The sequence below is a fragment of the Ruegeria sp. CL3 genome (assembly GCF_056536505.1).
The window spans coordinates 67,665-84,252 of sequence record NZ_JBQFPT010000009.1; the positions used below are offsets into that span (position 1 = coordinate 67,665).

A 16,588-nucleotide genomic window follows, 5' to 3' on the forward strand; every position below is an offset into this window, starting at 1 on the left:
CCTCAAAACCGGATCACGATGGCGTACAGCTGCCTCTGTCAAAACGCTGCGAAGTGCCTTTGATCATCATGTCATATTCGAGACTTACAAGATCAACGGCAAAGTTGACGACCTGACCATCCTGAATCAGCAAAAACGTCAGGTTGTCCAAACCCGGCAGGATGTCCGCCTCGCCCTGCAGATCTCCGACAGTGATGTGCCCTTTGTTGGACCCGCCCGAACGGGCCAACGTCACGTTGGATTGATCCACAGACGAGGTGCAATTGGCCATAAATTCATTCGCATCTAGTTTTGTTTGCCCTGCAACAACAGGGGAGGAGCCCAGCACGATGGCTGAGGTCAGGGCAGCTCTGAGAAGCATAGAGAGTCCTTTGAGGGTTGTTCCGCGTTTCTACGGCGCCTAGAGGCGAATTTGGCCGCAATTTTGGCGGAGATGCGTCAAATTGCTGGCCACCCTAATTCAATTTTAAAACGAATTAGGACGGTCAGGATCAACCCACATGATCAAGTGACTGAAGCATCAGTGAGATATGCGTGTCGCCGTATTTTCGACTGTCCAACAACTGGAATCCATCCGGTGCCTGCATCGGGGCGTTTTCTTCCCAAACGATAAACGCCCCCTCAGCGATCCATCCTGCCTCGGAAGCCTTGGCCAGCGCTTTTTGGCCCAGAGACTTGCCGTAAGGCGGGTCCAGCAAGATCAGGTCGTAGGGCGCATTGGGGTTTTCACCCAAACGCGTCGCATCCCGGCGGATCAGATCGGTCCGGTCAGCGCTGCGGGTCAGGTCGATATTCTTGCGGATCAGGCCCTGCGCCACACGCCCGTCATCCACAAAGGTGACGTGGTCGGCACCGCGCGACAGAGCCTCAAGCCCCAGCGCGCCGGTGCCTGCGAACAGGTCCAATACACGCAGACCGTCAAAATCGATCTGATGGCTCAGGACGTTGAACAGGCTTTCACGCACTCGGTCGGTGGTGGGACGCAAATGGGCACCCGCATCCCCTTTGCCGACCGAGGCCAAGGCACGACCCCGGAACTCTCCGGCGATGATCCTCACGCTTTGAGCAACGGTTTCAGATCCGCAGCCGGATCGGCCACCACGGCAGGATCAGCGGTTTTGCCCGCGTCGATCAGGCGCTTGCCAACCATATAGGCGCGCGGGTCGTTCATCGCGTCGACTGCAATCAGCTGGTCACCCTTGTAGTACCAGAACGACACGGTCTGACCTTCGCCCTGACGGGTGACAACCTGATCATAACCCGTATTCAGACCTGCGATCTGCAGTTTCACGTCATACTGATCTGACCAGAACCACGGCGTTGCTGTATAGTCCTTGGCAGCCCCCAGCATGTTCTGAGCCACGATCTCAGCCTGATCGATTGCATTAGGCACGCTTTCCAAACGAATACGCCCCGCGCCATGCGGGAAGGAGGCGCAATCCCCTGCCGCCCAAATCGACGGATCAGATGTGCGGCCATGCGCGTCGGTTTTGATGCCGTTGTCCAGTTCAAGCCCAGCCAACTCGGCCAGTTGGGTGGACGGCGCGATGCCCACGCCGACGACCACAAATTCAACCTCGATTTCGGTTCCATCTGTCAGAACCGCGCCGACCACCTTGCCGTTTTCACCGATCAGACGATCAAGGCCCACGCCCTCGCGGATGTCCGCTCCATGACCCGAATGCAGCGCGCGGAAATAGTCGCTGGTTTCCTTGGCGGCGACGCGTTGCAGGATACGCTCGGCCATTTCTACCAGCGTCACCTTGACCCCGCGCTTAGCGCATACGGCTGCGGCCTCAAGCCCGATATAGCCGCCCCCGACGATCAGAGCGCGCGCGCCTTCAGTGACCCGAGGCTCCATCTCGTCGATATGAGCCAGATCGCGCACCACATGAACGCCTTGAAGATCACCGCCGATAGAGGCAGGCAGATAGCGCGGATCCGACCCGGTGGTCAGCGCCAGTTCGTCATAGGAGATGACCTCATCCCCCACGGTCACGGTCTTGGCCTTGGGGTCAATTGCAGTAACACGCTGCCCCAGACGCAGGGTGATGTTGTTGTCGGCGTAGAAGCTTTCGGGGCGCAAAAACAGACGCTCCAGCTCCATCTCGCCCAGCAGATAGGCCTTGGACAAGGGCGGGCGCTGATAGGGCAGATGTGGCTCGGCCCCGATCAGGGTGATATCCCCTTCAAACCCATCCTTGCGCAGTTTCGCAACAAGCGACGATCCGGCCTGCCCGGCGCCGATCACGACAATATGGCTCATGTTCATCACACCCTGTCGAATTCTCATGGTTACTTTTGTCCGACCACCTATATTGCGGCATAGCCCGACTCTGCAAATCCAAACGACAGGAGCTGATAAATGATTACAACAGGTGAGATGCTGCCCGACGCCACGCTGACCCAAATGGGTTCGGAAGGCCCCGAAGAGGTTCGGATTTCAGACAAAACCTCGGGCCGCAAAGTGGTGATCTTTGCTGTTCCCGGCGCGTTCACACCGACCTGTCATTCGGCACATGTGCCCAGCTTTATGCGCACCAAAGATCAGTTCGAAGCCAAGGGCGTGGATGAGATCATCTGCATTTCCGTCAACGACCCCTTCGTGATGAAAGCCTGGGGCGAAGCGACCGGCGCAACCGAGGCCGGCCTGACCCTGCTGGGCGACGCCGCGTCTGAGTTCACTAAGGCCATCGGCATGGATTTCGACGCCCCACCAGCCGGGCTGCTGGCACGTTCGCAGCGTTACGCGATGCTGGTCGAAGACGGCAAGGTCACTGCGCTAAACCTGGAAGAAAGCCCCGGCGCTTGCGAGATTTCAGCCGGTGAAGGCTTGCTCGAAGTAATCTGACGCTGTTCGGCCCCGGCTAAACCGGGGCCGTCCTAACCCTATTTAACTTGATACAACGCCCCAGTGTGCGATTATCAAAGGCACATAGCTGGGGAGTATGTTTATGTATCTCAAAGCCATTTCACTCATTCTGGGCGGCGCAGGCGTTCTTGCAGCTTGCGGCCCGGCCCCGACACCACAGCAACAAGCGGCACGGCAACATGAAATCGCCTGCCTGAGCGGCACCTTGGGTGGCGCGCTGATCGGAGGCGCAATCGGCAATCAGTTCGGAGGCGGTTCAGGCAAGTCCATTCTGACGGGTGCAGGTGCCGCAACCGGAAGTATCAGTGGCGCAAGATTCGCATGTTGAGGGGGACGGCAATGAAAAGAATATTCTGTATCGCCGCGCTTGCGATGGCCAGTGCCGCAGCTGCGGACGACGTGGCAGAGTTGAATGAAAAGGAGCTGACAGCCATCGACTCGAACAACGATGGCTTTCTGTCCAAGGACGAGTTCAATGCCTTTTCAGACTACGCCTTTCAGGCGATGGACGAAGACAAGAACGGCACACTCGGCCTGTCCGAGGCCAAACCCTTCCTGGACATAAAGCAATTTCAGGACGTTGACCGGAACGGCGACAGCCTTATCTCAAGGGCGGAATACGATGCGCAGATGAGCAACGATTTCGACTCTGCGGACAAGGATGGAAACGGCCGGTTGGACTAACCCCGGAGGGTGAGATGAACAGATGGATCTGGATCGGCGCGCTGGCCGTGTTGGCCGCTTGTGACGTACCGCAGGCCCCGGTTGTGACCGGTCCCGACGGGCAGGCCCGCATTCAGATCAACACCAGCGGGCTGACCTGCTATGAGAGGCGGTGTCTGGACATCAACCCAGCGGCGCGCAGTGTCCGATCTATCGGCAACAAAACGACCCGCATTCCGGGCAATATCGACGTCAGTAGTGGCACGGTCACGCCGGATGAGTTCCGCCAGATGGCGATCACGGCATCCTTGGCTGGCGGAATTGGGTCCGGACAGGATCGCGACTAGACCAGTCCGTCCATCTTGCGCGCCAGTTTCGCATCCAGCGAAGACAACCCGCCGACGTCATGAGTGGAGAGCACCACTTTGACCGTGCGGTAGACGTTGGACCATTCGGGGTGGTGGTTCCATTTTTCGGCCCAGATCGCCACTTGGGTCATCCATCCAAAAGCCGCGACGAAATTGTCAAAGATGAAAGTCTTGGTGATCGCATCCCGGCCCTCAACCATCGTCCAGCCATTGTTGAACAGCGGATCAAGAAGGGGGCCACGGGTCTCGGTCGACAAAAGCTCGGTCATTGCTGTTCCTCCGGGTTCGATTTTCTGAACGGACCGTAATCCGTCAGAATCTCAATCTCTTCTCCCACCGCGCGGCCTTCAGCGTCCAGATATTTTTTGACGGCATCGGCGAATCCCGGATCGGCAATCCAATGAAGGCTGTGCGTGCGTGTTGGCAGGTAGCCACGCGCAAGCTTGTGTTCGCCTTGCGCTCCGGCTTCGACCCTTTGCATGCCATGCGCGATGGCAAAGTCGATGGCCCTATAATAGCACAGCTCGAAATGCAGGCAGGCATGATGTTCCACACAGCCCCAATAACGACCATATAGCGTCTCACGCCCGATGAAATTCAGCGCCCCCGCGATGGGATACCCATCGCGTTCTGCCAGCACCAAAGCCATATCAGCGGCCATCGTCTGCTGCGCGATATCAAAGAACTGGCGCGTCAGATAAGGTGATCCCCACTTGCGCGCGCCGGTGTCCTGATAGAACCGCCAGAAGGCATCCCAATGCTCGGGCCGCAGGTCGTCGCCGGTCAGGGTGCGGATCTCACCACCGAATGCGTTGGCCTGAGCACGCTCCTTGCGGATATTCTTGCGCTTGCGCGAAGACAGCGCCGCCAGAAAGCCGTCGAAATCCGCGTAATCGTCATTCAACCAATGAAACTGCTGTGAGCTGCGCAGCATCAGGCCCATCTGCTCACCCGCCAGCGCCTCGTCTTCGGTGCAGAAGGTCGCGTGAAGCGACGATACCTGATTGTCTGCCGCCAGTTGCACAGCGCCCTGCACCAGCGCGGACATCCCAATCCCTTCATATCCCGGACGCACCAAAAAGCGCCGCCCGGTGGCGGGCGTGAAAGGAGCCGCGATTTGCAGTTTGGGATAGTACCGCCCGCCCGCGTTTTCATACGCATGGGCCCAGCTGTGGTCGAAGATATACTCACCCTGACTGTGCGACTTAGCATACATCGGGGCCGACGCGATCAGCATCCCATCCAGATAGGCCGTCAGGTATTGAGGCTGCCACCCGGTGCCCCGCCCAACCGAGCCGCTGTTTTCCAGAGCCAGCAAAAACCGATGCGTGGTAAAGGGATCCAGCGGACGCCCGCCATCTGCTGTTTCGGGGCAAGCGCAGGCATCCCACTCGGCCGCAGAGATTTGCGAGAGTGATCCAAGTACCTGAATTTCGATCTGCGCCTGATCCATGTGCCCTCCGCGTCTGGTCTTTATCTGTGACGAGGTGCGGCGGGTTCAACCCGGATGCTTGGCCAGATACCCCTCAAAGGTCACATTGTCGGCAACGGCGCGGGCCTCTGCCTCTTGTTCAGGCGACTTTACCGTCCAACACAGGATCGGCACACCGCGCGCTTTCAGCTCGGCCACGCGCGGACGGTCCAGATCATGAACCTCATGGCTGATGAAACTGGCCCCAACCCGGTCGAAATCGGGAATGTCGCGCAGGTGATCGCACACCGTTTGCGGCAGCAGCTCGACACTCGGCTTGTAGGAACAAGTCACGATTCCGCGCGGCAGATGCGGGGCCAGACGGGCCAACTCTGCCACACTGTTGGGGTTGAATGACATCAACGCCACTGGACCGTCGTAACCTTTTAGCGCCCGCACAGCGTCCGCCTCAAGCGGGCCGACATTGGTGCCCATGGCTCCATCCTGATCCTTGAGTTCGATCAGCAGCGGGACTTTGCCCGAGACCATCTCAAGCACCGCGTCAAGGGTGGGAATACCATCCTCGGCATACAATAGCTGCGTGGCCTGCGCCCGCGCGGCCGAGATCTGCTGGATCGGGCCGGACTGCCCGGTCAGACGCGCCATGTCGTAGTCATGAAACACCATCGCACGGTTGTCCGAGGTCCGCTGCAGATCAATCTCGATACCATACCCGGCCTCGATCGCCGCACGAATGGCCGCCCGGCTGTTTTCCGGGCGGTTATCTGTTTTGTCATGCAGCGCCCGGTGCGAGATCGGGGCCTCAAGAAACACACGCGGCAGAGCAGGTGTCATTGGACTTCGAAAATACCTTCGATTTCGACAGCAACACCAAGCGGCAGTGATGCAGCACTGACCGCCGAGCGGGAATGACGACCCGCCTCGCCCAGCGCCTCAACCAGGAAATCAGAAGCACCGTTGATCACCTGCGGCTGCGCGGTGAAATCAGCAGTCGAGTTCACAAAACCGGTCAGCTTGATCACCCGCACCAGTTTCTCGATATCCCCGTCACAGGCCGCTTTGACCTGAGCCAGCAAGTTGATCGCACAGACCTTTGCCGCCGCTGCACCCGCGTCGACGTCCATGTCATCGCCCAATTTGCCGGTGATCAGGTCGTCCGCTTTGGAAATCTGACCCGAGACATAGACAATGTTCCCCACGCGCACGAAAGGCACATAGTTTGCGGCCGGGGCCGGTGCGTCTGGCAACGATACGCCCAGGCTTTGCAGTTTTTCCGAGATGCTCATGTGATTGTCCTCACCCAAAATCGACTCGGGCGGACGCTAACCGGGATGATGCCGCTGGGAAAGCCGGAAACCGATTTTTCTGACCGTCGCGTTCAGTGGGCATATCCTGTCCTATTTCGAACTGTTGAAGTCGTGTCACTTTACCTTCGTTGATTTACCGGGTTTAACGCTATGTGTTTCATTCAAGCTCTGAAACCTCTATGTGACAACAACTTGTGTCGGTTGGACACGCAGGTATTGATTGATCGCCCAAGCGTCGTGCCGGGCCGTATTGGAGTAGCTAAGACCGTGTTGAGCAAATTTGGCTTCAAACATCTTGTTGTTCTGTCACTTATGGCTGTGTTGTCGGCCTGTGCGACGCAACCCCCGGAACAGGCTGCTCGGGGAGAGATTTTCGACCCCTATGAGAACGCCAACAGGGGAATTCACAAGTTCAACCTTGGCGTCGACAGGTTTCTGTTTCGCCCCGCCTCAAAAGGCTATGTGAAGATCGTCCCTGATCCGATGGTGACCAGCTTCAGTACCTTTGCGGAAAACATCTCTCTGCCCGGGCAGGCGGTGGATTACCTACTTCAGGGAAACCCCAAGCAAATGGGCAACGCCTTGTTGCGGTTCGTGATCAACATGACCGTCGGTGGCTTTGGCCTGTCGGCCCCGGCGGATGAGTTGAACCTGCCGCCCGTCGATACAGATTTCGGCGAAACCTTGCACGTCTGGGGTGTTGGGGAAGGCGCCTATGTTGAACTGCCGTTCTATGGCCCATCGACCACTCGTGACGCTGTAGGTGTCGTTATCAACCTGTTCTCGAACCCGATCAACTTCACTCCGGTACGCCCTGCAGACAATCTGGGGGTTTATGCCGAGGTCGTACGTCGGATGGGGGATAGGGGGCGTTTTTCTGATACAGTGGACTCGATTCTCTACGAAAGTGCCGACAGCTATGCGCAGGCCCGACTGATCTACCTGCAAAACCGCCGCTTCGAATTGGCACGCGACGACGAGGACGCCTTCCTGGATCTCTACAACGATCCATATGCCGACGCCGGAACCGACCCTGTTAGTGATCCCCTTCTCGACCCCTACGAGGACCCTTATGCTGAGTAACGCTTTAAACCGAAGACATTTCCTGAAAACCTCTGTGACCGGAGCAGCTATTGTTGCCCTGCCCCTGCCCGCTCTGGCCCTGACCGAGGCGGGTGCCAAACAGCTGGTCAACAGTGTTGTCGCGGATATCAACCGCGTGATCGCCTCGGGCAAATCCGAAAAAGCCATGTTGCGCGATTTCGAGAAGATTTTCGTGCAATATGCTGATGTTCCGATCATGGCGCGCTATGCGCTTGGGGCAGACGCCCGTTCTGCCTCTCCGGCGCAGTTGAGACAATTCACCAAGGCGTTCCAAGGCTATATCTCGCGCAAATACGGACGCAGGTTCCGCGAATTCATTGGCGGCCAGGTGGATGTGCGAAATGCGCGTAGAATCAAAGCCGGATATGAAGTGCGTACCTCGGTCAAGCTGCGGGGATCGTCGCCCTTTGACGTGACCTTCCTGGTTTCTGACAAATCCGGTCGCGACAAGTTCTACAACATGTTCATTGAGGGTGTGAACTTGCTGCTGACCGAACGCACCGAAATCGGGGCGATGCTGGATGCGCGTAAAGGTAATTTGAACCAACTGATCAAAGACCTCAACAGAACCGGGTAACAGTGCCTTTTTGTGTGACGAAACGCCTCCGCGCTCTGTGCGTTGGAGGCGATTTCGTTTCTACAACCGCAAGAAAGTCATTTTACCTTGGGACCTCACACGCGCCGAAGTTGATGCGCCGCTTTCCAAAGCTCTCATTCCACTCAAGCTTCCGCCCGTTCAACGCCCAGCCTTGATCCCCTAAGGCATATAACTTCGGACCAACGCACTGGCGATCAAAGCCCATCCATCTGCGATCACGAAAAACGCCAGCTTGAACGGCAGCGAGACGATTGCAGGCGGCACCATCATCATGCCCATCGACATCAAAACGGCAGCCACAACCAGGTCAATGATCAGAAAAGGCAGGAAAATCAGGAACCCGATTTGAAACGCACGGGCGATTTCTGACAACATGAATGACGGCATCAGAACTGAAAGCGGAGCATTCGGAGACAGGACCATCCCCTCGCCTTCAGGGCGCAAAGCGGCCATGGATTGAAACGTCTCAACGTCCAGTCGCGCGGCCATGAACTCTCGGAACGGGTTCAGGGTGCGTTCCAAGGCCGTTTCAACCTCAAGCGTTTCGTTGATCAAAGGCTCAATTCCAATGGTCCAGGCTTCGGTAAAAACCGGCTCCATGATGAAATAGGTCAGGAACAGCGCAAGGCTGACGATCAGCATATTCGGCGGAGATTGCTGCAACCCGATACCCTGTCGCAGGATCGCGAGAACCGTGATCAGGAAGGGAAAACAGGTGATCATGATCGCCAACCCGGGCGCAAGGCTGAGAACGGTGATCAGCAAGATCAACTGGATCGTCCGGGCCGAGATGGACCCGCCCTCCCCAAGCGACAGGGTCACGTCTTGAGCCGCAGCCAGCGAGGGCAGCGTAGCCACCACCACCACAATCAGCCAGAGCCACAGGCGCATCAGCCGATCCCGTTCTGCAAATCCGCGATTTCGGTCAGACGTACGGCCAGTTGACCGGCCTGATCGCCCTCCACCTCTTCCAGAATGCCACGGGCAACCAGTTGGTCGCCGACATAGAGGTCCACGGGGTCTTCGATCCGTTTGTCCAGTGTCAGCACCGCGTTTTCGCCCATATTCAGCAAGTCCCGGATCAACGGGCGGGCGCGGCCGACGGAAACTGTGACTTCGATCGGGACAGCATCAAAAGGGTTGGTTTTCTGAGATTGGGTATCAGTCATGGGTCAAAGCCTCTTTCGCCTCAAACAGGTAGGAGTCAAATGCCTGCTGCACCGAGGTCAGCAGATCCACGCAATCCACCTCGCGCCGCAAGATACCGACCTGCAGCCGCGCTTGTCCGGGTTGCAACGAGGAATCTTCGATCACACGCGGAGGCTGTGGCATATTCGATGACAGCAAATCTTCGACCTTGGCGGCGCGCCCTTCCGGCACAAGTATCTGGATGGGTTGGTCGATCTGGGTTCGTGCCATGTCTTGCAGCTGTTCCGACAGGCGGTGAGCAAAGCTGCGGTCGATACAATCCGGCAGCACCAAGTTCACCAGGCTTTGGAACATCGGCTCCAGCGACAGGGTCATACGTGTCAGCGCTTCGTGATAGGTAAAGGACATGTCTTCCAACGCCTTGGCCAGTTCTGCCGAGACCTGGCCCCGGTTCTGCTCCTGCGCTTGAACAGCGTCTTCCCATCCGGCCCCGTAGCCTTGTTCGAAGGCGGCCAGGCGCTGTTCCTCCAGCGCGTCTTCATCCAGAAGATGCAGCTTGCCGCCTTCGACCTGCGCGGTGAAATCCTCAAGAAGATGAGCAATCGACATCAGACCCGCTCCTCGCCTTCTTCAAGCCAACTGCGCAGGATCTCGACCGTTTCTTCCTGCTTGTCACCGATCATCGCCCGCAACCGATCCACAGGGTCTGCGTTGCTGTCCGACCCAAGCGCCGGCACGCCGGCCGACTGCGCTTGTCCTGGCAGAGCCGTGAACTCGGCCGACTCATCTGGCGCGATCTCACCGACCAGAACCTGCGCATCCTGTGCGTCACCACCACCCGCAGGCAACAACGCGGGGGCTGTCGCTGGTTTCATCAGGATGGGGCGAATGACGAACAAGGCCAGAACCAGCGAAACAAGTGCAAGCACCGCCATCTGGATCAGAGACATCGCGTCCAGATGAATATTCTGCCACAGGGAGGACGAAACCAGCGTTCCCTGCGGCTCTACCACCGGCAGATCAAGCGATTTCAACGTGATCACATCGCCCCGAGCTACATCGAAGCCAACGGCTGAGGCCACCAGCTCCTCAAGCGCGTCAAGCTCGGTCTGAGGCAGGGGCTCAAAGCTTTCCACCCCATTTTCATCTACCGACCGGAGGCCATTGACCAACACCGCGACTGTCAGGCGCTTGATGGCTCCGGGTGCGTTGTGAACCTCAAGCTCCGTTTCTGAGACCTCATAGTTCACGCGCTCGCGGGTCTGCGTCGCGTTCGAATTCGATTCGTCCCCGCCCGCGCCGTCACCATCCGGCAGGTTGGAGGCAACCGTCACATCGCCGGACTGATTGCGCGCACTGTCCGAGCGTTCCTCGACATCCGTGCTGATCGCGACCCGCCCTTTGGGATCAAAGCGGCGTTCGCGGATGGATTCGGTTTTGGTGACTGTGTCGACACTGACCTCAACCACGGCGTTGCCGGTGCCCACACGCGCCTCGACAAGGCGCAGCACGCGTTCGCGTAACTGACGAGATTTGTCGTCCGCGGTATCTGCCGCGACTGCCGTGTCCTGACCGCCAATCACGGCGCCGTTCGAATCTACAACCGTTACGTTTTCCGGCGCTAGACCGCTGACCGCCGAGGCGACCAGAAAGCGAATCGCCTTGGCCTGATCGCCCGTTATCTGCGCGCCCGATGGAACCAAATAGACCGAGGCCGTGGGCGCAACGCTACGCTGAAACGGGTTGGCCGAGCCATTCGCGATATGCACCCGGGCCTGATTGACATGAGGACCACCGACGATGGTGCGTGCCAGCTCACCTTCTTTTGCGCGCCAATAGGCGGCATCGAACATCTGCGAGGTGGTGCCAAACCCGCTTAGCGAATCGAGCAGCTCGTAGCCACGATTGCCATTGGCAGGCAGGCCTTCGCTGGCAAGGGTCAAGCGCAGCTCATCCCGCTGCGAGCCGGGCACGTAGATTGAGCCGCCCCTGATCTCATATGTGACACCGCGCTGATCGAGTGCACGCACGATATCGCCCGCGGCTCCGCTTTCCAGCCCTGCATAAAGAAGGGTCATGGACGGTGCCGTCACAAGACGGGACATCCCGAGAACCCCCAGAAACACCAGCGCAACCGCGCCGACGACTATGATTTGCTTTCGTCTGTCCAAACTTGCCCAGACAGTTCCGATCTGCTGCACGCTCACCTCCGACTCGCCGACATTCTGCCCGGCGCATCCCTTGTTTGAACGATTGCCCTTAACAATCGGTTAGTCCCTGCCGGGTTATGACAGCTTCAGATCGAATGAATGAGGACGTCATGACTGACGCTACAGCAGAAGAGGCAGAAGCCCCTAAGAAATCAGGGAAAATGGGTCTGATCATCGGGGTGATTCTGGCGCTCGTCGGGGCGGGTGGCGGCTATTACGCGACCACATCCGGGCTGTTGCCCTTTGGGGCTAAACCCGAAAAGGCGGAATCGATGGACGCTGAAAAAGACAAACCGGCCAAGGCCCTGCCGGATGTGGGATTCGTCGATCTTCCGCCCGTGATTCTGTCGGTGAATGCGGGTGAGTCGCGGCATCTGAAATTCCACGCGCAGCTCGAAGTTAACTCAGCCTACATCAGTGATGTGGAAAAAATGCAACCGCGAATCATGGATGTGCTGAACGGGTACCTTCGCGCGCTGGAGGTTTCAGATCTCGAGGACTCCTTAGCGCTGGTGCGTATCCGGGGGCATCTGCTGCGGCGCATTGAAATCGTCGTCGGAGAGGGTCGTGTGCGCGACGTTCTGGTGATGGAATTTGTTCTGAATTAGGAGGCGAAATTGGAGCTTATTGCAGATATTTTGCTGGTCGCGGGCGCGCTAGGTGCCGGCCTGTATTGCTTTGTCCTGTCCCGCCGCCTGAAACGGTTCACGGATCTGGAACAAGGCGTGGGCGGGGCCGTCGCGGTGCTGTCTACGCAGGCGGAAGAGTTGAAAAAGTCGCTGGGCAGCGCGCGGGCTGCCTCGGACCAATCCGGGGATGAGCTGAAAGAGCTGACGGAACGCGCGCAATCGGTTGCACAGCGGCTCGAGCTGATGATGGCCTCAATGCATGACGTCATCCCCGAAGAAAAGGCCGCGCCTGAACCGCCGGCGCCGGACGTATCGTTAGAGCCGGATGAAGAGGCTGCGGGTGCAGCCGAGCCAGAAGAGGCATCTGACACTCAGGATTCGGATGCAGATGATACGCCCGCCGAGGAGACTGGGTCCGACCAACCAGCCAAAGCACCGGAAGGTTTGATGTTCTTCCGGCACAAACGGCAGGGTGTGGAGGCTGCGGAATGAAACGCTCTGGCACGCAAAAAGGCAGGGCGCGACCCCGCGGCGGCGTGTTGGCGGTGATTGCTCTGCTGATGATCGGGTCCGCCGCGATTCGCCTTGGGCTGGAAGCCGGGCCCGCATTGGCCAAAACCGTCGAGCCGACAAAGGCCGAAGAGCCGCCGATGTCAAAACCCTCGCCGGATCTACAGGTTCTATTGACCGAACTTCTGCGCCGCGAAAAACGTCTGAAGCAGCGGGAAGAAGCCCTGGAAGAGAAGGAAAAGGCGCTTGAGATCGCCCACGAGGCCATCGAAACGCGCTTGGCCACACTACAACAGGCCGAGGAAGACCTGCGGGAAACACTGGCACTGGCAAACAAGGCCGCGGAAACGGATCTGACCCGGCTGACGGACGTCTACCAAAACATGAAACCCAAAGATGCCGCCGCCCTGTTCGAGACGATGGATCCCAGCTTTGCCGCCGGTTTCCTGTCACGCATGCCCGCCGATGCCGCAGCGGGCGTTCTGGCCGGCCTCAGCCCCGAAGCCGCCTATACGATCAGTGTCGTCATGGCGGGTCGAAATGCCAATGCCCCACAGGAATAACCGCATGCTTTTCAAAGCTATTTGGACACTTGTCGGAGATCGCAAATGATTGGAATTGTTGGAATTGTCGTCATCTTTGTGATGGTGTTCGGTGGCTATCTGGCTGCGGGCGGCAAGATGACGATTATCATGAAATCCCTGCCGTTTGAGATGATGATGATCGGCGGTGCCGCTGTCGGAGCCTTTCTGATCAGCAACGATATGGGCGGGATCAAACACACGATTAAAGACATGGGTAAGGTCTTCAAGGGGGCAAAGTGGAAACCCGAAGACTACCGGGACCTTCTGTGCCTTCTATTCTCTTTGATCCGCATCGCACGCGCAAACCCGGTCGAGGTTGAACAGCACATTGAAGACCCTGAAAACTCGAGCCTGTTTTCCGCCTACCCGAAAATCCAGTCCGACAAGGAAGCCGTGGACCTGATCTGCGACACGATGCGCTCGGCTGCGCTGAACTATGATGACCCCCATCAGGTCGAAGAAGTTCTGGAAAAGCGGATGGAGGCCAATTTTCATCACGCCATGCATTCCAGCCACGCGCTGCAAACCGTCGCCGACGGCTTGCCCGCCCTTGGGATTGTCGCCGCCGTTCTGGGTGTGATCAAAACGATGGGGTCAATCGACCAGCCGCCCGAGGTTCTGGGCAAGCTGATCGGGGGAGCTCTGGTCGGGACATTTCTAGGGGTGTTTCTAGCCTATGGTCTGGTGGGGCCCTTTGCTGGCAAGCTGAAAACCGTCGTGGAAGAAGACAATCACTTCTACCAGCTGATCAAAGAAGTTTTGGTCGCCAACCTGCACAACCACAATGCCGCCATGTGCATCGAAGTCGGCCGCCAGAACACACCAACCCACAACCGGCCTGGTTTCTCGGAACTCGAGGATGCTCTCAAGGAACTCAAACAGGCGGCGGCATGAAAGGCCTGGCTCTCTTCACGTCGATCCTCATCACAGTGGCAACCTCGGCCACTGCTGAAACGTTGGTTGTCCGATCAGGAGAACATGACAGCCACACCCGCCTCGTCGTAAAGGTTCCGCCGGGCACCGAGTGGGTACTTGCACGCCGGAAAAACGGGGCGCGGCTGACCGTTTCAATCGACGACGTCCTGTTTCAAACAGAAGGCGTGTTCGGGCGACTGACATCAAATCGCTTGTCAGCCCTGTCTCAATCGGAACCAGGTGCCGCACTTGATTTGGAGTTTGGCTGCGACTGCGTGGCCATGGCCTTTCTGTTTCAACAATCAATGATTGTCGTGGATATTTCGCAAGGCACTTTGCCTCCGCCTTTGACTGCCAACATCCCTTTGCCACCGTCTCTGCCGCCGTTGGGAGTAGAAGATCCGCCTGAACCCTTAGCTTTGCCGCTTTTGACGCTGAACCAACAGGGCTTCAAAGATCAACTCTCAGCCAGCCTACTGCAAGGTGCCGACCGAGAGGTCCTTGACCTGGACCTGGCCGCCATCGGCCCCCGCACGTCAACACCTTCGAACGACACGGACATGCTGCCGAGTTTTGCAGCGAATATGAGTGTCTCAACGATTGTGGACGAACTGGAAGGTCTTCTTGGCCCCGATGTCCCTCAAATTGAAAAACGTCCCGCCTGCATCAGCAGCGCTCGGCTAGGGTTCGACACATGGTCGGACGCGCGCCCGTTCGACGAACAGATCGCCGATCTGCGTTCTGGGTTGTATCAGGAGTTCGACCGCGTCGACGCCGATCTGGCGTTCAAGCTGTCGAAACTCTACGCTTTTTTCGGGTTCGGAGCGGAAGCTGTCTCCTCGCTTGCTCTGGTTGAAGGGCATTCCGAAGAGCAAAGCTGGGTGCAAGCCATAGCCGGGCTTGTGGATCACCGTGAGCCCGCAGAAGATAGCCCGTTTCGAGGTCTTCAGCGCTGTAGTAGCCATGCGGCTTTCTGGTCAGCACTAAGCGAGCAAACGCTGAGCCTTGATGCTGATCTGGACGCGATAGAGCAGTCTTTCTCCAGCCTTCCCCGACATTTGCGCCGCAGTTTGGGCCCAAGACTATCATCGATTTTGGTTGAAGCTGATAAGCTGGAAGCGGCGCGGCGGGTGATGCGTTCCGTTGATCGCGTTGAAACGGAGGAACAGCCCAGTGTGGCCAAGGCTCGGATCGCTCAGGCCGAAGGCGACTCTGACGTGGCCGATGCCATCTTGGAAGACGTCATTTCTGCGCCAGAAACAGCAACAGATGCCCCTCTGGCCTTGGCGCGATTGGTCGAGAAGCGCTGGGCAGAGCGAGGGGCCGTATCCTCTCAGGACGTTGCCCTTGCCGCAGCCTACGCGTTGGAGTTTCGTGGATCTGAAACCGGACCAATGATGCAGCACGCACATATCGTTGCGCTGAGTTTGAACAATGAATTCGATGCGGCCCACGACCTGATCCAAGCCCTGCCCGAGGGTGATGATCGCGCGGATGTTCTAAACCGTCACACACATCTGCTGGAAGAAAGGTCAAACGATGTAACCTTTCTGAAACAGGTGCTGTCCATGTCTGATGGCGACTCGATGGCTTTGACCACACAAGCCGCTATTGCGATTTCTGGCCGCTTGGGCGCTTTGGGGTTTGCGGCTCAAAGTTCTGCCTTTGCCAATCGCACGCATGACACGACGGACCGATCCCAACGTGCACGATTGCGCGCGCGCGCGGCACTGTTGGACGAAAAACCGCACAAAGCGATGCTGGAACTGTCCGATGATGCTTCAGCGGCCGCCAATACCCTGCGCGCTCAGGCGCTGGCGGCGATCGGCGATCTGAGCGCGACGGCAGACTTGTACCGAGACCTCGGCGAAATCGAGGTTGCGAACCGGTATTTCTGGTTGGCTGGATTGTCCGAAAATATTGAACCTGAAGGGCGGTTTGCGAAACTGGCCGAGATCTCAGGCAAGCTTGCCTTGGCGCCTCGTCGTCTTCTTGAGACGCCTCTGGCCGATGCCAACAGTCTACTGGCCGACAGCGAAGAGACCCGAGCGCATATTGCCGACCTTTTCGGTTTACTCTCCGACCCAGAACGCGCGCCCGATGAGGGAGCAGATCCCAACCAATGATACCAAAGGTCTAGCGCAGATTCCGATAATTTAATTTTACTCTAATGGCTTAGTTCCCCTTAGTGCAAAGCTGGGTAAATACCTTGATGAAAATTCTGACAGGACTTCGCGCGTTCTTTCG

General features: G+C 57.9%; 22 protein-coding genes. 11 read left to right on the plus strand and 11 right to left on the minus strand.

What is annotated here, in order from left to right; translation table 11 throughout:
- Positions 1–13 precede the first annotated feature (13 nt).
- From ACR0NO_RS14505 to ACR0NO_RS14515, 3 genes are all read right to left on the minus strand, one after another.
- Positions 14–361 carry a hypothetical protein gene (locus ACR0NO_RS14505; RefSeq protein ID WP_170692155.1) on the minus strand — a complete coding sequence of 116 codons (348 nt, stop codon included), beginning with the start codon at positions 359–361 and terminating at the stop codon, positions 14–16.
- 130 nt (positions 362–491) lie between these two features.
- On the minus strand, positions 492–1,058 hold the full coding sequence (gene rsmD, locus ACR0NO_RS14510) for a 16S rRNA (guanine(966)-N(2))-methyltransferase RsmD (protein ID WP_480724456.1): 567 nt from the start codon (positions 1,056–1,058) through the stop codon (positions 492–494).
- Positions 1,055–2,266 carry an NAD(P)/FAD-dependent oxidoreductase gene (locus tag ACR0NO_RS14515; protein ID WP_170679688.1) on the minus strand — a complete coding sequence of 404 codons (1,212 nt, stop codon included), beginning with the start codon at positions 2,264–2,266 and terminating at the stop codon, positions 1,055–1,057. The genes rsmD and ACR0NO_RS14515 overlap by 4 nt, the downstream gene beginning before the upstream one ends.
- A gap of 99 nt (positions 2,267–2,365) precedes the next feature.
- Here ACR0NO_RS14515 and ACR0NO_RS14520 point away from each other — a divergent pair, with 99 nt between their 5' ends.
- The 4 genes from ACR0NO_RS14520 to ACR0NO_RS14535 all read left to right on the plus strand — a co-directional run bounded on the left by ACR0NO_RS14520 (position 2,366) and on the right by ACR0NO_RS14535 (position 3,882).
- Positions 2,366–2,851 carry a redoxin family protein gene (locus tag ACR0NO_RS14520; protein ID WP_480724457.1) on the plus strand — a complete coding sequence of 162 codons (486 nt, stop codon included), beginning with the start codon at positions 2,366–2,368 and terminating at the stop codon, positions 2,849–2,851.
- A gap of 103 nt (positions 2,852–2,954) precedes the next feature.
- Positions 2,955–3,200, plus strand: coding sequence for a glycine zipper 2TM domain-containing protein (locus ACR0NO_RS14525; RefSeq protein WP_170679448.1), 246 nt, complete (start codon positions 2,955–2,957; stop codon positions 3,198–3,200).
- Positions 3,201–3,211: 11 nt separating this feature from the next.
- Positions 3,212–3,556, plus strand: coding sequence for a penta-EF hand family protein (locus tag ACR0NO_RS14530; protein ID WP_170667349.1), 345 nt, complete (start codon positions 3,212–3,214; stop codon positions 3,554–3,556).
- A 14-nt stretch (positions 3,557–3,570) separates the two neighbouring features.
- Positions 3,571–3,882, plus strand: a complete 312-nt coding sequence (locus ACR0NO_RS14535; RefSeq protein ID WP_170379420.1) for a hypothetical protein — start codon at positions 3,571–3,573, stop codon at positions 3,880–3,882.
- Here the strand turns inward: ACR0NO_RS14535 and ACR0NO_RS14540 are convergent.
- From ACR0NO_RS14540 to ACR0NO_RS14555, 4 genes are read right to left on the minus strand one after another with little or no spacing between them, the layout of a single operon-like run.
- Positions 3,879–4,172 carry a 4a-hydroxytetrahydrobiopterin dehydratase gene (locus tag ACR0NO_RS14540; RefSeq protein WP_480724458.1) on the minus strand — a complete coding sequence of 98 codons (294 nt, stop codon included), beginning with the start codon at positions 4,170–4,172 and terminating at the stop codon, positions 3,879–3,881. The genes ACR0NO_RS14535 and ACR0NO_RS14540 overlap by 4 nt on opposite strands.
- Positions 4,169–5,356, minus strand: a complete 1,188-nt coding sequence (locus ACR0NO_RS14545) for a GNAT family N-acetyltransferase (protein ID WP_480724459.1) — start codon at positions 5,354–5,356, stop codon at positions 4,169–4,171. Before ACR0NO_RS14545 ends, ACR0NO_RS14540 begins: the two co-directional genes overlap by 4 nt.
- Positions 5,357–5,401: 45 nt before the next feature.
- Positions 5,402–6,169, minus strand: a complete 768-nt coding sequence (locus tag ACR0NO_RS14550; RefSeq protein ID WP_480724460.1) for a glycerophosphodiester phosphodiesterase family protein — start codon at positions 6,167–6,169, stop codon at positions 5,402–5,404.
- Positions 6,166–6,621 carry a RidA family protein gene (locus ACR0NO_RS14555; RefSeq protein ID WP_170459597.1) on the minus strand — a complete coding sequence of 152 codons (456 nt, stop codon included), beginning with the start codon at positions 6,619–6,621 and terminating at the stop codon, positions 6,166–6,168. The genes ACR0NO_RS14550 and ACR0NO_RS14555 overlap by 4 nt, the downstream gene beginning before the upstream one ends.
- Positions 6,622–6,954: 333 nt before the next feature.
- On the opposite strand from ACR0NO_RS14555, the gene ACR0NO_RS14560 reads away from it, so the two are divergent.
- On the plus strand, positions 6,955–7,725 hold the full coding sequence (locus tag ACR0NO_RS14560; RefSeq protein ID WP_170473255.1) for an MlaA family lipoprotein: 771 nt from the start codon (positions 6,955–6,957) through the stop codon (positions 7,723–7,725).
- Positions 7,715–8,323 (plus strand): MlaC/ttg2D family ABC transporter substrate-binding protein, encoded by a 609-nt coding sequence (locus ACR0NO_RS14565; RefSeq protein WP_480724461.1) that lies wholly within the window; start codon positions 7,715–7,717, stop codon positions 8,321–8,323. Before ACR0NO_RS14560 ends, ACR0NO_RS14565 begins: the two co-directional genes overlap by 11 nt.
- 180 nt (positions 8,324–8,503) lie before the next feature.
- Here ACR0NO_RS14565 and fliP read toward each other — a convergent pair whose 3' ends face one another.
- The 4 genes from fliP to fliF are packed head-to-tail and all read right to left on the minus strand — an operon-like array spanning position 8,504 to position 11,694.
- On the minus strand, positions 8,504–9,235 hold the full coding sequence (gene fliP / locus ACR0NO_RS14570) for a flagellar type III secretion system pore protein FliP (protein WP_480724462.1): 732 nt from the start codon (positions 9,233–9,235) through the stop codon (positions 8,504–8,506).
- A complete protein-coding gene (locus tag ACR0NO_RS14575) occupies positions 9,235–9,513 on the minus strand; it encodes a FliM/FliN family flagellar motor C-terminal domain-containing protein (RefSeq protein ID WP_170555390.1) in 279 nt (92 codons plus the stop codon). The genes fliP and ACR0NO_RS14575 overlap by 1 nt, the downstream gene beginning before the upstream one ends.
- Positions 9,506–10,102 carry a FliH/SctL family protein gene (locus tag ACR0NO_RS14580; protein WP_480724463.1) on the minus strand — a complete coding sequence of 199 codons (597 nt, stop codon included), beginning with the start codon at positions 10,100–10,102 and terminating at the stop codon, positions 9,506–9,508. The genes ACR0NO_RS14575 and ACR0NO_RS14580 overlap by 8 nt, the downstream gene beginning before the upstream one ends.
- On the minus strand, positions 10,102–11,694 hold the full coding sequence (gene fliF / locus ACR0NO_RS14585) for a flagellar basal-body MS-ring/collar protein FliF (RefSeq protein WP_480724464.1): 1,593 nt from the start codon (positions 11,692–11,694) through the stop codon (positions 10,102–10,104). Before fliF ends, ACR0NO_RS14580 begins: the two co-directional genes overlap by 1 nt.
- 119 nt (positions 11,695–11,813) lie before the next feature.
- On the opposite strand from fliF, the gene ACR0NO_RS14590 reads away from it, so the two are divergent.
- Genes ACR0NO_RS14590 through ACR0NO_RS14610 form a run of 5 tightly spaced genes read left to right on the plus strand, consistent with a single transcriptional unit; the run spans position 11,814 to position 16,467 of the window.
- Complete coding sequence (locus tag ACR0NO_RS14590) at positions 11,814–12,311, plus strand: flagellar basal body-associated FliL family protein (RefSeq protein WP_170492883.1); 498 nt, start codon at positions 11,814–11,816, stop codon at positions 12,309–12,311.
- 9 nt (positions 12,312–12,320) lie between these two features.
- A complete protein-coding gene (locus tag ACR0NO_RS14595) occupies positions 12,321–12,824 on the plus strand; it encodes a hypothetical protein (protein WP_480724465.1) in 504 nt (167 codons plus the stop codon).
- Positions 12,821–13,405 carry a MotE family protein gene (locus tag ACR0NO_RS14600; protein WP_170528696.1) on the plus strand — a complete coding sequence of 195 codons (585 nt, stop codon included), beginning with the start codon at positions 12,821–12,823 and terminating at the stop codon, positions 13,403–13,405. Before ACR0NO_RS14595 ends, ACR0NO_RS14600 begins: the two co-directional genes overlap by 4 nt.
- 45 nt (positions 13,406–13,450) lie before the next feature.
- A complete protein-coding gene (gene motA / locus ACR0NO_RS14605) occupies positions 13,451–14,320 on the plus strand; it encodes a flagellar motor stator protein MotA (RefSeq protein WP_170459582.1) in 870 nt (289 codons plus the stop codon).
- Entirely contained in the window at positions 14,317–16,467 is a 2,151-nt protein-coding gene (locus ACR0NO_RS14610; protein ID WP_480724466.1) for a hypothetical protein, read from the plus strand. The genes motA and ACR0NO_RS14610 overlap by 4 nt, the downstream gene beginning before the upstream one ends.
- Positions 16,468–16,588: the final 121 nt, after the last annotated feature.

What these genes read in the sequence shown, in the direction of transcription:
- ACR0NO_RS14505 (WP_170692155.1), bottom strand. Translation starts at nt 361, where the DNA reads ATGCTTCTCAGAGCTGCCCTGACCTCAGCCATCGTGCTGGGCTCCTCC.
- ACR0NO_RS14515 (WP_170679688.1), bottom strand. Translation starts at nt 2,266, where the DNA reads ATGAGCCATATTGTCGTGATCGGCGCCGGGCAGGCCGGATCGTCGCTT.
- ACR0NO_RS14520 (WP_480724457.1), top strand. Translation starts at nt 2,366, where the DNA reads ATGATTACAACAGGTGAGATGCTGCCCGACGCCACGCTGACCCAAATG.
- ACR0NO_RS14525 (WP_170679448.1), top strand. Translation starts at nt 2,955, where the DNA reads ATGTATCTCAAAGCCATTTCACTCATTCTGGGCGGCGCAGGCGTTCTT.
- ACR0NO_RS14530 (WP_170667349.1), top strand. Translation starts at nt 3,212, where the DNA reads ATGAAAAGAATATTCTGTATCGCCGCGCTTGCGATGGCCAGTGCCGCA.
- ACR0NO_RS14535 (WP_170379420.1), top strand. Translation starts at nt 3,571, where the DNA reads ATGAACAGATGGATCTGGATCGGCGCGCTGGCCGTGTTGGCCGCTTGT.
- ACR0NO_RS14540 (WP_480724458.1), bottom strand. Translation starts at nt 4,172, where the DNA reads ATGACCGAGCTTTTGTCGACCGAGACCCGTGGCCCCCTTCTTGATCCG.
- ACR0NO_RS14545 (WP_480724459.1), bottom strand. Translation starts at nt 5,356, where the DNA reads ATGGATCAGGCGCAGATCGAAATTCAGGTACTTGGATCACTCTCGCAA.
- ACR0NO_RS14550 (WP_480724460.1), bottom strand. Translation starts at nt 6,169, where the DNA reads ATGACACCTGCTCTGCCGCGTGTGTTTCTTGAGGCCCCGATCTCGCAC.
- ACR0NO_RS14555 (WP_170459597.1), bottom strand. Translation starts at nt 6,621, where the DNA reads ATGAGCATCTCGGAAAAACTGCAAAGCCTGGGCGTATCGTTGCCAGAC.
- ACR0NO_RS14560 (WP_170473255.1), top strand. Translation starts at nt 6,955, where the DNA reads ATGGCTGTGTTGTCGGCCTGTGCGACGCAACCCCCGGAACAGGCTGCT.
- ACR0NO_RS14565 (WP_480724461.1), top strand. Translation starts at nt 7,715, where the DNA reads ATGCTGAGTAACGCTTTAAACCGAAGACATTTCCTGAAAACCTCTGTG.
- fliP (WP_480724462.1), bottom strand. Translation starts at nt 9,235, where the DNA reads ATGCGCCTGTGGCTCTGGCTGATTGTGGTGGTGGTGGCTACGCTGCCC.
- ACR0NO_RS14575 (WP_170555390.1), bottom strand. Translation starts at nt 9,513, where the DNA reads ATGACTGATACCCAATCTCAGAAAACCAACCCTTTTGATGCTGTCCCG.
- ACR0NO_RS14580 (WP_480724463.1), bottom strand. Translation starts at nt 10,102, where the DNA reads ATGTCGATTGCTCATCTTCTTGAGGATTTCACCGCGCAGGTCGAAGGC.
- ACR0NO_RS14590 (WP_170492883.1), top strand. Translation starts at nt 11,814, where the DNA reads ATGACTGACGCTACAGCAGAAGAGGCAGAAGCCCCTAAGAAATCAGGG.
- ACR0NO_RS14600 (WP_170528696.1), top strand. Translation starts at nt 12,821, where the DNA reads ATGAAACGCTCTGGCACGCAAAAAGGCAGGGCGCGACCCCGCGGCGGC.
- motA (WP_170459582.1), top strand. Translation starts at nt 13,451, where the DNA reads ATGATTGGAATTGTTGGAATTGTCGTCATCTTTGTGATGGTGTTCGGT.
- ACR0NO_RS14610 (WP_480724466.1), top strand. Translation starts at nt 14,317, where the DNA reads ATGAAAGGCCTGGCTCTCTTCACGTCGATCCTCATCACAGTGGCAACC.